The sequence below is a fragment of the Helicobacter sp. 12S02634-8 genome, from assembly GCF_002272865.1.
Taxonomy (GTDB): domain Bacteria; phylum Campylobacterota; class Campylobacteria; order Campylobacterales; family Helicobacteraceae; genus Helicobacter_J.
This window is the reverse complement of sequence record NZ_MLAP01000018.1, coordinates 1-14106: the sequence shown is the minus strand read 5'-3', so window position 1 is coordinate 14106 and position 14106 is coordinate 1. Positions and strand designations below refer to the sequence as shown.

Sequence of the window (14106 nt, the reverse complement as noted above, 5' to 3'; positions counted from 1 at the left end):
AAAACTCATTTAAAGGCATTTTAAAAGGCTTTAATACAATGGGTGCTACATTGATACTCCAAAAAGTTTTTAAAGATTTTTCAAGGTGTTTTAAACGGCTTTTCAAAGGGGTTATAGATTGCACTCAATCTTGTATTTTTTTAACAAAATTAAACCAAAGGGTTTTTTGGAATATAAAATCTAAAAGTTTTTCTTTTCTTAGGAGGGGGAGGGTTCTATTTAGTCCAAGCTAGCCCCCCCCCCTTCCTAAAACCTACCCCCACCCACTGCACGCAAAGGTGAAAGGCAAAGACAAAAAACAAAGGCGAAAGGCAAGGAAGTTGCGAGCTTCCCCTCCTTGTTTGCCGAAAAAAAGAGTTTTTTCGGGGTTAAGGTTTTGACCCACCCACCCATTATGTTAGGGGTGGATAAACCCCTTTTTTGAGATTAAAAAAATAAAAGCCTTTAAAAGAGAAAAAGTCTTTTTTGAAAAAGAGAAATAAAAAACTCTTTTGGATTGCAAAATCCTTTTTGCTTACGCATTAAGGGGCTAAAGGGGGCTGAGCTTAAAGCTTTGTGCCCCTAAATCCCCCTAAAAACCACCTTACCTCTGCACGCAAAGGCAAATACAAAAGGCAAGGAGGGGTTAGGGGTGGATAAACCCCTTTTTTGAAAAGAAAAAAAGTATTTTAAAAAAACCTTGGAATCAATAAATTCACGCAAAAGCGAGCACTTCGCGCAAATCTTTAGTATCGATGATAATATTAGCGTGGGCTTTGAGGATTTCTTTAGCGCAAAAGGCCACTTTTTTCTTTGCGTGCGCAAACATACTCACATCATTAGCACCATCGCCGACTACAAGGGTCTTATCCGGCGGGATACACAGCAGGTCTTGGAGAGTGCGTAGTATCATACCTTTTGAGAAACTAAACATCATCTCGCCCCCGACTTCCCCCGTGAGCTGGCCATTTTTGCAGTGCAATATATTGCTAAACTCCCCATCAAGTCCGAGCACATTTTTGAAATGCATTGTAGCAAACTTAAACCCCCCACTCAAGCACACGACCTTATATCCCCTTTGCTTTAGGCCTGATACGACTTCCTTGGCGCCTTTGATGAGGGGGAGGTTTTGACAGATTTGGATTGCTTGGGCTTCTTGCATGCCTTGGAGCAATTTTACGCGCGCTTGCAAGCTTTCATAAAAATCTAGCTCACCTGCCATCGCTCGTTTCGTGATAGCGCTCACTGCTTCAAACACGCCTTGCTTGTGTGCTAAAAACTCGATAGTTTCTCCATCTATCAGTGTGGAGTCAAAGTCAAACACAGCTAATTGCATCATCACCTCCTTTGGGTTTCTTCGATGAAGTCTTGTATAATTCTACCTAAAATGGAGGCAAAATGCTGAGTTTAGAATATATCCCTCAAGGGCTTGAGGCAGACAAAAATTTGCTAACTTCTTGGCTTGCTTGCTTGTGGGCAGATTTTGTGATTATCCCTGATAGCCCTAAGGGCAAGCCCACGCCAGAAGCTTGTATGGCAGCTTTGGGGCTTAGAGATTCTTTTGATGTGCGTATGATCCCTAGTATCGCAGCTTCAGGCAGGAGAGTGGAGCGGGTGGAGAGCTTGCTTTTGGGCTTGAAATATGCGGGGTTTGATGCAGTGGCTGTGATCGGTGGGGATAGGCGCGCACAAGGGGATCTTGATGGTGGGGCGATGGCAAAGATAGCTAAAGAAATCTTGGGGAAAGAGAGCTTGGTGGTTTGTGGGAGTAGCTTGATTTTAGACACAGAGGCCAAAAAATCTTTAGAAAAAAAGATTGCCAATGGCGCTAGGATTATCATCAGTCAGCCCGCGTTTTGCCCCCAAGCAGCAGAGAGGTTTTTAGCAGAGTTTGAAGCAGTGGCTAAAGGGAGTGGGGCGATGGGTATGGTCGGGTTTTTCCCTATTTATGATGGCACATTGTGTGCAAAAATCCAAGCAGATTCTTTGGGCTTTGATATTCCTAGCAGCTATCAGAAAGCGATTGCATATGACGCACTCAAGGCAAATCATACACTTTTTACCCAGCTCTCCAAGCTCTGCCCCAACTTACATCTTTCAGGGGCTAAAAATACCTTTGTGAGTGATTTGATCCATAGCCTTGCCCCAAGATCTCTTTAGCGCCCATATCAAAAATCTTTTTTAAGCAGTGCATCGATTTTAAGGATTGTAACAAGTCTGTCTTCGCGTTTGCCTACGCCTTGCATGAGATTGTTTTGTTCGGCCAAGGTTTCGGGCACGGGGTCGATGTCAGATTGCTTGATACGAATAGCTTCGGTGAGTTTGTCGATGACAAAGCCTGCGATTTGGTCATTATGGCGCACGACAAGGTAGCGTGTGTCTTTGTCTTGTTTGGCAGGGGGGATTCCAAATTTTGCCCTGAGGTTGATGAGCGGGAATACATTGCCCCTGAGGTTGAATACGCCTAGCACATAGCTAGGTGTGCCAGGGACGCGTGTATGCTCAATGGGCTTGACAATCTCAATGACATTTAAAATCGGGACAGCAAACTCTTCATTACCCACGATAAAGCCGATCACTTGCAACACATCTTCGATTTCTTCTTCGCGATTGAAACGTTTGTTATTTTCTCTTTGCTTATCAAAAATATCTTTCAAAGTTTTATTGCTCATGATAGACTCCATCTGTGTTGAGTTTGATATTGCGCTTGACTACATTGGTGAGATATTCTTGTGTGTAGGGCTTGGTGATGTATTCTGTCATGCCTGATTCTACCCCGCGCATGCGGTCTGTTTTGCTCGTGCGGCTAGTGACTGCGATGAGTGGGAGGTTTTTAAATTTATTATATTTTCTGATTTCAGTCGCAAAGGTATAGCCGTCCATTTTAGGCATTTCAATATCTACAAGAATCGCATCAGGGATTTTATCGCTATTTTTAACTAAATCAAGCCCCTCTAGTCCATTGGATGCTTCTAAGACCGTGATACCTAGGGGTTTGAGACATTTTCTCATGATAGCCCTATCTGTGCTGCTATCATCAATAGCTAGCACGATATAATCACTGATGGAGTTCTTGACCCTAGAGGCTTCAGCTTCATCGATGAGTTTATTGATACTGACTTTGACATTTTTTGCCATTTCCATCATCGCACCCACATCGACAATCAAAGTGATCTTCCCATCTCCCCGCACCGTTGCCCCTGCGATACCTGTAGTGTTTTTGAGATAATAGCCCAAAGACTTGATAACAACCTCTTCTTGTCCGATGAGATAATCCACAATCACGCCGATTTTCTGATCGGCTAAGCCGATGATGACTACATACACTTCACGCGTTGCTTCTAAGATCGAATCGACCTTGAAAATATCAGCAAGCCGCACCAAAGACAAGACTTCATCACGTAGCCTTAAAACGCTTTTGCCATCAACGGTATAAATTTCATCTTGACTCACGCGCACTGTTTCAAGCACAGATGAAAGCGGGATTGCATAATATTCTTCTTGCACGCCCACAAGCAAGGCTTGGATAATAGCGAGTGTGAGGGGGATTTTGAGTTTTTGGGTTGTGCCGACATTTTTTTCAGATTCTATTTCGATAATGCCATTGAGTTTTTCGATATTGGTTTTCACCACATCCATTCCCACGCCCCTGCCCGATACATTGGAGATATTTTTGGCTGTAGAAAATCCGGGTTTGAATATGATCCCAAAGGCCTCTTTATCGCTCATACTATCAGCTTCTCTCTCGGTGATAACGCCCTTTTCGATAGCTTTTGCTTTGAGCATATCAGGGTCTAATCCCTTGCCATCATCAGCGATTTCGATCACGATATGATTCCCTTCGTTATAAGCCTTGAGCTCAACCTTACCTACATCGCTCTTGCCTATGGCCTCTCTTTCTTGGGGCGTTTCAATCCCGTGATCGCAAGAATTTCTGATGATATGGATCAAAGGATCGCCGATTTCTTCTACGATGGATTTATCAAGTTCGGTTTCTTCGCCTGTGATGACTAGGTCGATGTTTTTATTGAGTTCTCTAGAGAGATCACGGACCATGCGAGGGAATTTATTGAATACCTTGCCTACAGGCTGCATTCTCGTTTTCATCACAGCGAGCTGGAGGTCTGTTGTGACCGTGGAGATTGAAGACACGACTTGATTGAGCTCTTCAAGGAATTTTTCACCATCATAGCGCTCTTCAACATCGCCATAGATACGAATCAATCGATTTTTGCCTAAAACAAGCTCCCCGATGAGGTTCATCAAATGGTCAAGCCTACGCACATCAACACGCACGGTTTGTTCTAACCCGATAGAGGGGGATTTGCCATCATCAGCCTTGGGTTTGGTGGTTTCAGAGCTTTTGGCTTGATGGGTGGAGTTTGTCGCTTCTTGAGGTGGGAGATTTTTAGATACAGGCTCTTGCGCTTGGTTGGCTTGTGTAGTGTTGGCTTGTGTGGAGGTATCAGTATGGCTAGGCGCGGGGGTGTTTGAGAGTTTTTGTGCACGTTTTAATCTGTCAGCTTCTTGACGCTCTTTGAGTAGTCTTTGGATTTCATCTTCGATTTCTTGTGCGCTCATTTGGGAATAATCGACCTCTTTTTCAGCAGTGCCATCATCAGCACTATTAGCCCCATCAGCTAAAGGGGCTTGCGTGGTGTTTGCTTGCGTGGGGGTATCAGTATGGCTAGGGGCAGTCGTGGCTTGGGTGGTGGCTTGGGTCGTTGGCGGGGTTTGTCCCTCAGAGATAGCTTGCAGCCTTGAAACAGCGCCAGAAATATCAACACCACTATTGCTATCAGTGCCTAAATCACGGATTTTAATCAGCAATGCCTTCATCAAATCCACAGATTGCAAGACCACATCCATGATATCAGATGTGATTTTGAGTTCGCCTTTTCTTGCTTTGTTGAGCACATCTTCCATATTGTGCGTGAGATGGGTCAAGGTATCAAAGTTCAAAAAAGAGCTAGAACCTTTGATGGTATGGGCTACTCTAAAGATACGATTGAGTAGCTCTAGGTCTTGTGGGCTGTTTTCTAGCTCGACTAAGTCTTGGTCTAGCTGTTCGATCATCTCAAATGCTTCGATTAAAAAATCTTCCATTATTTCTTGCATATCGTCCATCTGATGTCCCTTTGCATTGAATTGAACTCCTTGCATTTTACAATTATTTTATTAAAAAGCTCTTTTTAAGGGCGCTAAAATATTTTAAGGCTATCTTTTAGAGCTTGGGCGTGGATTTTGGGCTTTATTTTTCAAGGGCTTTTATTTTAGGGCTTTCACTGCAAGACCTCTATTTTTTCAAAACTTCCATTTTTAGAACTTCCATCTTTAAAACCTCTTGCGTGCAAGCAAAGGAGGGCAGGGCGATATACTCTTGTGTCTTCTCCCCGATATGGAAATGCCCCTCAATGACCCCAACAACGACCCCAAAGGGCGCTGGCAAGTGATTTTTTTGCATAAAGGCTGCGTATTTTTGCAGTCTTTGGGTGCTGAAATCTTGGAGTTGTGCTGCGTTTAATTTTAGGCTTTTGATGGGCTTTTGGTTGATTTTTTTGGCGATGGCTTGATAGATTCTCCCAAAGCTCAGCCTGTCTATGCACTTCAAAAGGCTCAAAACCAAAGGATTACTGAGAGTGCAGATATAAGCCTCATAGGTGCGTGTGAGAAAAATATCGCCGTGGGCTAGGAGAAAATATCGCTCTTGATAGCTAAAAAGTGCGGGCTGGAGGGCTCTAGGATAGAGTTTGATAGATGGAAAAAGGGCAGTGTTGATACCAAAATCGTGATTGCCCTCAAAATAAAACACTTCAGTTTTTTGACTCAAAATATTGATAGTATCGATTAAGGGCTGATTTTGGGCTTGGCTTGATGGGATATGTCCGATCAAAAGATGGAAAATATCTCCCATCAAAAACACCTGACTCACAGGATTAGCAATCAGAGTGTTGAGATAGCCGATGAGTTGGTTACGCTCTTGTGTGTAATGCGCATCAGCGATAAAAACAGCGTCATCTCGGATATGTGGTATGGGTATCAAGCTAGATCGAACCTATCTTTGGGATTGCTAGCCCCTCATGGAGTCCATACATCAAATTAGCGCTCACAACAGCCTGAGAGCTTGCCCCTCGCAAGAGATTGTCTATAGCTGTGTTGATATAGAGATCTTTGCCCCTTTTGAGTGCAAAAATATCACAAAAATGACTCCCACAGACATTTTTAACCATCACAGGCTCATTTCTGATACGGATAAATGCTTCATTGCCATAGTGCACATTTAAGACCTCCATGGGGTCAATATCTTCTTTGAGTCGCCCAAAAATACTCACGAGCATTCCCCTTGTGAGTGGGAGCAGATGGGGGATAAAATTGACTTGCAAGGGCTGGTGTCCTAAAAGTTCGCATTTTTCTTCGATTTCGATTTGATGGCGATGGCTCAAGGGGGCATAACTAAAGGTATTTTCATTGATAGTGGGGTAATGGGAGGTTTGTGTGAGCTTTTTGCCCGCACCACTCACGCCTGATTTTGCATCCACAAAAACACTTGTTGGCTCCAAAAACGGCAAAAAAGGCAGCAAGCCCAATAATGTGGCTGTAGGGTAGCAACCCGGATTAGCGATCAAAGTCGCTGTTTGGATCGATTCTCTTGCGTATTCAATCAGCCCATAGACAGCGTGGGCGAGATTTTGGGGGTCTGTGTGGGGCGTGTGGTAGTTGTGTTCGTAGTTGTCTAGCTTGAGGCGATAGTCTGCAGAGAGGTCAATGACCTTTTTGCCATAGGAGAGGATTTCTTTGGCAAATCCCATCGCGCTTTTATGCGGGAGGGCTAAAAACACCAAATCACAGACCTCACAGACAGCTTGCGTATCAGACTTTGATACAGGCATATCCAGCACATCTGCTAAAGAGGGGTGTATTGCGCTCAAAGACTCATCGCCTGAAGAATTACTGATATATTTGAGCTCAAATATAGGGTGGGCTAGGAGGATTTTAATCAGCTCTAGCCCCGTATAACCACTACAGCCCAAGATACCTACAGGGATTTTTTCCATCATTGCCCCTTAAGGCTCGCACCTTTAGCACCCACGCCCTCAACACTTGCACCTTTGGCACCCACGCCCCTAGCACTCACGCCCTTAGAGCTCGCACACTTCACGCCCTCAGAGCCCATGATTTTGCTTGCCTCGCACGCCCCTCCACCCATAAACTGCAAAAACTCTAGCCTATCGTTATCTTTGGGGATAACCTCTCCCCATTGCTGCTTTTTGACGACCATTGTATTGAGCGCGACAGCTACGACTTTAGATTCGATATCGAGCGCACATAAAATTTCTTGTATATTCAGAGGTTTGCTAAAAGTCTTTTTTTCGCCATTGATGATGATTTCCATACTTTTCTCCATATTTTGATTTCAAATCACTCGCTTGCAACGCAAGTTTTTGAGATATTATCCAAAATTTTCCAAGAGTTGGTTGATACCTCTTTGCTATGAATCCTTAGCGATGTCTTTTTTAAAAAAATGCCAGAATCCTGCGCTTTTGTTTTCTTGGCGCACTCTTGAGAGGACAAGATCCCCCTCTTTAGCGTCTTTAGTCATCGTTGTCCCACTAGCAATCAAAACATTTGAAGCAATGTTTAAAGGCGCGACCAATTGCGTATCACTCCCGATAAACACATTTTTTCCAATGATGGTTTTATGTTTTGTTTTGCCATCATAATTACAAGTAATCACGCCCGCACCAACATTACTCCCCTCACTAATCTCACAATCCCCCAAATAGCTCAAATGCCCTGCTTTGACCCCATCAAGATGGCTCGCCTTGACTTCGACAAAATTCCCGATATGGCTTTTTGTGATCGCGCATTTAGGGCGTATATGGGCTAAAGGGCCGATATGGGAGTCTTTGATTGTGCTGTCTTCTATGATTGTATGGGCTTTGATATGTGAATCAATGATATGGCTCTTGCCCTTGATAGCCACGCCCATCTCAATCTCGCACGCCCCCTCAAAGCACACTTGCGCCTCTAAATAAATCGTATGGGGTAAATGCATCACCACGCCTTGATCCATCGCCTTTTTTCTCAAAGTATCTAACATCATATCTTGCACAGAAGCGAGCTCAGATTGCGTATTGACCCCCATAAAGTTCTTAGGATTGAGCGCTATGGGCTCTATGGAGATTTTATCACGCGCTGCTAGGGCGATGAGCTCTGTGAGATAGTATTCATTTTGGGCGTTATGACAAGATAGCTTTGGGAGATAGGTCGCTAGGATCGCTTGATCGAGTGCATACACCCCTGCATTGATAGTCTTGATGGCCTTGATGGCTTCTTGCGCGTCTTTTTCTTCGATGATTTGTGTGATCTGCCCTTCTTGTATGATCACGCGCCCATACCCCGTGGGATTTTCAAGCTCAAAGACCCCTAAGGCAATGGGACTTTGAGATTTTAAAAGAGGTTGGAGCGCTTCTTTTGTGATTAAGGGCATATCGCCATTGAGAATTAAGACCTTGTCATAGCGCATAGCAAAAGGGCTTTTTTCTTCCTTGTTATCGCCTATGTCGCCTTTCATAGTGCCTTGAATATCGCCCCCATTATCTTTATTATCCCCATTATCTTTATTATCCATCAAGGCCCCGCCTGTCCCCGGATATTTGCTATGGTTTTGGTAATGCAAAGTGATATGCGCGCTATGCTGGCTAAAGGTATCTGTGATATATTGCTGGATTTGGGCTGCTTGAAAAAACAGCACAATATGCACATCATCACTGATTTTAAGGGCTTCTTCGATCGAATAAGCCAACATCGCTTTGCCACAGATTTGATGTAGCACCTTAGGGCAAGCAGAGCGCATTCTGCTTCCTGCCCCAGCAGCTAAAATAATCACTGAAACAGACATAATTCCCTTTTCCCTCGCTTTTAGGTTTTATAAAATTTTAACACAATTCAGTCTATACTACTAAATGATTTTGCAAATGATTGCCTTGTTTTGATGGTAATACCCAAAATATGGATTCACAAAAAAATAGGGATTTATGAAAGAGGAGCGTTTTTGAGAGCAGGATTGATGTTATTGATGGTATTTGCTTTTGGGATAGCGATCGCCCTAGGTGCTGAGCCGACGATTCCGACTATCAATCTCTCTCTTTCAGCCCCCTCTAGCCCTAAACAGCTTGTCACCACGCTCAATATCGTTGTGATCTTGACCTTTTTAGTGCTCGCGCCCTCTTTGGTGCTTGTCATGACAAGTTTTACGCGCCTAATCATCGTTTTTTCATTTTTGCGCACAGCCCTAGGCACGCAGCAATCCCCGCCCACGCAAATCCTCATCTCCCTAGCTTTGGTGCTGACTTTTTTTATTATGGAGCCTGTAGCCAAGCAAGGCTATGAAGCAGGTATCAAGCCTTATATGGAAAATAAAATCGGCTATGACATCGCATTTCAAAGAGGTATCAAGCCCTTTAAAGACTTTATGATGAAAAACACGCGCGAAAAAGACCTCGCCCTCTTTTTTAGGATACGCAACCTCCCCAACCCCCAGAGTGTCGATGATGTGCCCTTGTCTGTGCTATTGCCTGCTTTTATGATCAGCGAGCTTAAAACTGCCTTTCAGATAGGCTTTTTGCTCTATCTGCCCTTTTTGGTGATCGATATGGTCGTGAGTTCTATCCTCATGGCAATGGGTATGATGATGCTCCCTCCTGTGATGATTTCATTGCCTTTTAAAATCTTGATTTTTGTGCTTGTCGATGGATTCAATCTGCTCATAGGCAACCTCGTGGCTAGCTTCAAATAGAACGAGTTTTGAATCATTTTTAAGGACAGAGCAAAGAACAGAGCAAAGGATACACAAATGTCGTGGCCCAAATGGTTTAAATGGTCTAAATGGCTCAAGTGGTCAAAATGGATAAAATTTTTGCGCACAAGTGCTGTTTTTGTAACAAAATACCTCGCTTTTATCATCATCATCGCTGCAGTCTCAGCGTGGCTATGGCCCAAGAGTTTTAGTGTGATCCGAGCAGATTTTATCCCGTTTTTGCTAGGGCTTGTGATGTTTGGTATGGGCGTGAGCTTGCGTATGAGCGATTTTAAGGAGCTTTTCTTACGCCCTAAAGCTGTGATTTTGGGCGTGCTAGCGCAGTTTAGTGTCATGCCCCTTTTGGCCTTTGGCCTTGTGCATATTTTTTCTCTGCCCTTAGAGCTGGCCTTAGGCGTGATACTCATCGGCGCTAGCCCCTCTGGCACGGCCTCTAATGTCATCACCTACCTAGCCAAGGGTGATGTGAGCCTATCTGTGAGTATCACAACGCTCACAACCCTCCTAGCCCCCATCATCACGCCCTTTCTGATATTCCTACTCACAAGCCAAAGTATCCAAGTCGATATGCTCGCTATGTTTATCTCTATCCTTGAAGTCATCTTGCTTCCCATTGCCTTAGGCGCACTGCTGCACAGATTTTTCCCGCGATTCTCGCACGACTTTGCAAGTATCCTGCCCTTGCTCTCAGCGATCGCTATCACAGCAATCATCGTTTCAATTGTCGCAGCACACGCCTCTAAACTCTTTGACTTTGGGGCGCTCATCTTGTGCGTTGTGATTTTGCATAATCTTTTGGGCTATGCCTTTGGCTATCTCATCGCACGTCTTTTTGCCCTCCCTCTCTCGCAAGCAAGTGCCTTTTGTATCGAAGTGGGTATGCAAAACTCAGGCCTAGCCACCACGCTCGCTGTGAGCCATTTTGCGCTTTACCCCCTAGCAGCAATCCCCGCTGTGATTTTTAGCATTTGGCATAATATCTCAGGCAGCTTGCTAGCGAACTATTTTTCTCACAAAGTCCAAAAAACCCAAAACTCCCAAAAAACCTAAAAGCCCCGCATGCCCCAAAATCACGAATAATCACAAGCCCAAAGCCTTTCTAGCGCCCCCTTTTTTTCAAAGACCTTGTTACAGCCTTGTTTTAACTCTTTTAAAGCTCTTGTTTCAAAGCCCTTTCACAGCCCCGATCGTTTCATATCGATCACATAGCGAAACCCCGCCTTGCCCGTAGTCAGATTTTCATAAGCCCTATCGATCTCACTAGCCAAAATCACCTCCGTTTCAGGATAAATATGATTTTTTAGCGAAAAATCAAGCATTTCTTGCGTTTCCTTGATCCCTCCGATCAAAGACCCATACACTCTGCGATTAGCCGCCCAGACAAGCGCAGAAGTATCAATCTTAGGCGCAAGCACTGCAGGAGGCAGCCCCACAATCGCTAGCTCCCCTCCATAACCTAGCAACTTAACATAATCCATCACATCATAAGGCGTGGGAATTGTTGAAATGATGAGGTCATATTTTTGCGCGACATTTTTTGTGGAAGTATAAAAATATTTTGCGCCCATCGCAAGTGCTGCTTGCTTTTTCTTGTCATTTCTAGCAAAAACCCCGACCTCTGCTCCCATCTGCACAGCATATTTCACAGCCATACTCCCCAGCCCTCCAAAGCCCGCGACCCCGACCTTAGAGCCCTTGCCTATTTGAGAAAATTTCAAAGGCGAATAAGTCGTAATCCCCGCACACAACAAAGGCGCGACTTTCTCCAATGGTGCATTTTTTGGCACGCAAATACCAAATTTCTCACTCACCACGATTTTATCGGAATACCCGCCATAATGGGGCTCATTATCGTGGAAATAATCCAAGCAATCATAAGTAAATACCGTTTTACCATTTTCACAAAACTGCTCCTGACTCTTCTTACACGCCGCGCACTCCCCGCAAGAATTCACCATACAGCCAATCCCCGCATAATCCCCCACTTTAAACTTCTCTACCCCCTCGCCCACGGCCACCACACGCCCTGCGATCTCATGACCGGGCACCATCGGATAAATCCCCTCATGCCACTCGCTCCTAGCGCTATGGATATCGCTATGACAAATCCCCGCATAGAGTATCTCGACTAAAATATCTTGCGCGCCCAAAGGGTGGCGACTGAAGGTAAAAGGCTCGAATTTTTTGTCCTTACCAAAGACTGCATAGCCCTTTGCAGGGATTCTTTGCGCGTTTTGTGTATTTTGTGTTTGCATACATTGTCCTTTGTTTTTTATTTCTCTTCAAATATTTTTATTTCTCTTTAAAAGTCCTTAAAATTCTTAAGAACCCTTAAATCCTTGAAAAATCTTTGAGATTTCTAGCACTGCTAGAGTGATTCTCATATTTTACTCCCTCTTGATGACAAAAGAGCAAATATCCCCAAAGCCCCCCAAAGCTCCATACCCTTAAAGTTCCCTAGCCCCCCCCCCCTTTTTTTTGAAAGCTCCAAGCCCACCCCAAAAAAAGCACCCAAAATTCCCCCCAAACTCCCCCAAACAAAAAACTCCCCGAAGTTTTTCAGCCCAAAGCCCTCAAACAGCTCATATCTGCTTGCATTTTAGCTATCTTTTTTATGTTTTTTTCACTTTTCTACACATATCTTTCCAAATATTTATAAACTTTAAGCTTATTTTAAATAAACTTTGTCTTTAATATCGAGTTTAAAAATCAAAGCTGAACAAAGGATTTGAAATGCATACTCCAAACGACAAAACTCCCCAAGCTAGCACACCCCTAGCTTCTGTGGTGGGGGGGGGCGAAATCCCTAAAAAGCCAATTTTCTAAAAATTTCTTATTCCCCATCTCTCTGATCCTCTCAAGTTTGCTTGCTTCGCAAGCTTACGGAGTCGTCCCAAACTCAGAAGGACCCGTAAAAGTCACTGAAACTTGTGACCCTAGCAACGGCAGTAGCCCTTGCGCTTCTGTCAGTGGCACGGGGCTAGATACCAACAACATCTTCATCGGCAAAGCTGCAAACGCTCCTACCAACAACGATGTTTTTACTTTTGATAGAAAATCTGCTCAAATCACTGCGAGCATACCTTTTGAAATGAAAGCTCTCAAAGCTGTTGTCAAAGATGGTATGGAACACCCCGTAGAAACACAATGGCTGCCTGCAAACCACGGCCCTGTGTATGACTACATTATGGGCGAGGGGCAAAACCTCTATTGGTATGGTGGTGAAAACAAATCTGCTAGCAATGGCGTGACCTTAGATTTCAAAAACTCTGTGTATCAAGGTATGATATTCAACGCTACCTCAGATACTTACGCTGACTCCAAAGGGACTTTTACTTTTGATGGCTCTTATACGGGCGATAGTGACAGCAAGCTCAAAGGCTATGCTTTAGTCGGAGATGTTGTCGTAGAAGCTAGCACGAATACTTTTACTTTCAAAAATGACGCAAACTTCAAAGGCAACGCTTATTTGACTAACAACTCCACAGGAGTTATGTCGGCCTTAAATATGAATTTCACCAACTCTTCTTTCACGGGCAATATTGGTCGTTATGGTATATTCAGAAATTCAAACAGTGCCACTAACCTCACCCAAACCTATACCTTTGATGGCAACTCTTCTAGTAAGGACTATGCACTCAAAGGCTTTGATGGCAACTCTTCTAGTAAGGACTATGCACTCAAAGGCTTTGATGGCAAGAACGCACAGATTTATTATAACTTCGGTCAAGGGAACTTTACCTTCAAAAATGGCGCTAAGGGTTATATCGACTTCAAGCAAGACTCCACGAGTATTGCTGATTTTCAATTTGCCGGTCAGCCAAAGACAACCTTTACTATCGAGGGCTCAAACACGCTCCTAGAGGGCACGATGATAGCAGCAGGAGGTAATGAACTCAAAATCAATATCAAAGATAATGCCAAAGCCAAGCTCGAAATCAGTGCATATGGCAACGATGACCACGGCAAGCGCAATATCTATCTTGATATGAATAAAGGCACGTTAGAGGGGAATATATCCAACAATGGAGGCTCTTGGATGCAGCTCAAGCTAGACCAAAGCACCATCACAGGCAATGTCAGCACCAAAGGCTGGGGCATACTGCCAAATAACCTCCACGGCAAGACTAATGAACTTACTGAGAACTCCCTCACAGCCATTGCCTCCACCATCAAGGGCAATATCACTGGTGACCAAAAGGCTGCGATCACTCTGATTAATTCTGATGTGGGCGATATTGATGAATCCCACACTGCCTCCACACTCACCTTTGCCACAAAACGCCCTACTACCGACTCTAGCAAAG

General features: G+C 44.2%; 13 protein-coding genes. 5 read left to right on the top strand and 8 right to left on the bottom strand.

The features are described 5' to 3' along the window. Positions 1-233: hypothetical protein (locus tag BKH46_RS09685; RefSeq protein WP_216358714.1), on the top strand; the 233-nt coding region annotated here is incomplete at its 5' end. Positions 234-694: 461 nt separating this feature from the next. On the opposite strand, the gene serB is transcribed toward BKH46_RS09685, so the two are convergent. Then, positions 695-1318, bottom strand: a complete 624-nt coding sequence (gene serB, locus BKH46_RS08700; protein ID WP_095226450.1) for a phosphoserine phosphatase SerB — start codon at positions 1316-1318, stop codon at positions 695-697. Positions 1319-1377: 59 nt separating this feature from the next. On the opposite strand from serB, the gene BKH46_RS08695 reads away from it, so the two are divergent. Beyond that, entirely contained in the window at positions 1378-2139 is a 762-nt protein-coding gene (locus BKH46_RS08695) for a hypothetical protein (RefSeq protein ID WP_095226449.1), read from the top strand. A gap of 8 nt (positions 2140-2147) precedes the next feature. Here BKH46_RS08695 and BKH46_RS08690 read toward each other — a convergent pair whose 3' ends face one another. From BKH46_RS08690 to glmU, 6 genes are all read right to left on the bottom strand, one after another. Continuing rightward, positions 2148-2651 (bottom strand): chemotaxis protein CheW, encoded by a 504-nt coding sequence (locus BKH46_RS08690; protein ID WP_095226448.1) that lies wholly within the window; start codon positions 2649-2651, stop codon positions 2148-2150. Further along, positions 2641-5106, bottom strand: a complete 2466-nt coding sequence (locus tag BKH46_RS08685; RefSeq protein WP_095226447.1) for a chemotaxis protein CheW — start codon at positions 5104-5106, stop codon at positions 2641-2643. Before BKH46_RS08685 ends, BKH46_RS08690 begins: the two co-directional genes overlap by 11 nt. A gap of 169 nt (positions 5107-5275) precedes the next feature. Beyond that, the gene (locus BKH46_RS08680) at positions 5276-6022 is read right to left on the bottom strand and encodes a UDP-2,3-diacylglucosamine hydrolase (protein ID WP_095226446.1); all 747 of its coding nucleotides are present in this window, start codon (positions 6020-6022) and stop codon (positions 5276-5278) included. A gap of 1 nt (position 6023) precedes the next feature. Beyond that, complete coding sequence (gene argC, locus BKH46_RS08675) at positions 6024-7034, bottom strand: N-acetyl-gamma-glutamyl-phosphate reductase (RefSeq protein ID WP_095226445.1); 1011 nt, start codon at positions 7032-7034, stop codon at positions 6024-6026. Continuing rightward, a complete protein-coding gene (gene thiS, locus BKH46_RS08670; RefSeq protein ID WP_095226444.1) occupies positions 7034-7372 on the bottom strand; it encodes a sulfur carrier protein ThiS in 339 nt (112 codons plus the stop codon). Before thiS ends, argC begins: the two co-directional genes overlap by 1 nt. 96 nt (positions 7373-7468) lie before the next feature. After that, the gene (glmU, locus tag BKH46_RS08665; protein WP_095226443.1) at positions 7469-8881 is read right to left on the bottom strand and encodes a bifunctional UDP-N-acetylglucosamine diphosphorylase/glucosamine-1-phosphate N-acetyltransferase GlmU; all 1413 of its coding nucleotides are present in this window, start codon (positions 8879-8881) and stop codon (positions 7469-7471) included. A gap of 168 nt (positions 8882-9049) precedes the next feature. On the opposite strand from glmU, the gene fliP reads away from it, so the two are divergent. Both fliP and BKH46_RS08655 read left to right on the top strand, forming a co-directional pair. Next, positions 9050-9778 carry a flagellar type III secretion system pore protein FliP gene (fliP, locus tag BKH46_RS08660; RefSeq protein ID WP_095226452.1) on the top strand — a complete coding sequence of 243 codons (729 nt, stop codon included), beginning with the start codon at positions 9050-9052 and terminating at the stop codon, positions 9776-9778. Positions 9779-9835: 57 nt separating this feature from the next. Beyond that, complete coding sequence (locus tag BKH46_RS08655) at positions 9836-10849, top strand: bile acid:sodium symporter family protein (RefSeq protein ID WP_216358713.1); 1014 nt, start codon at positions 9836-9838, stop codon at positions 10847-10849. A 125-nt stretch (positions 10850-10974) separates the two neighbouring features. Here BKH46_RS08655 and BKH46_RS08650 read toward each other — a convergent pair whose 3' ends face one another. Further along, positions 10975-12054: an NAD(P)-dependent alcohol dehydrogenase gene (locus BKH46_RS08650; RefSeq protein ID WP_095226442.1), complete on the bottom strand. Its 1080-nt coding sequence runs from the start codon at positions 12052-12054 to the stop codon at positions 10975-10977. A gap of 608 nt (positions 12055-12662) precedes the next feature. Between BKH46_RS08650 and BKH46_RS08645 the strand changes: the two genes are divergently transcribed. Continuing rightward, the coding region (locus BKH46_RS08645) for a hypothetical protein (protein WP_143428945.1) at positions 12663-14106 on the top strand (1444 nt) is incomplete at its 3' end.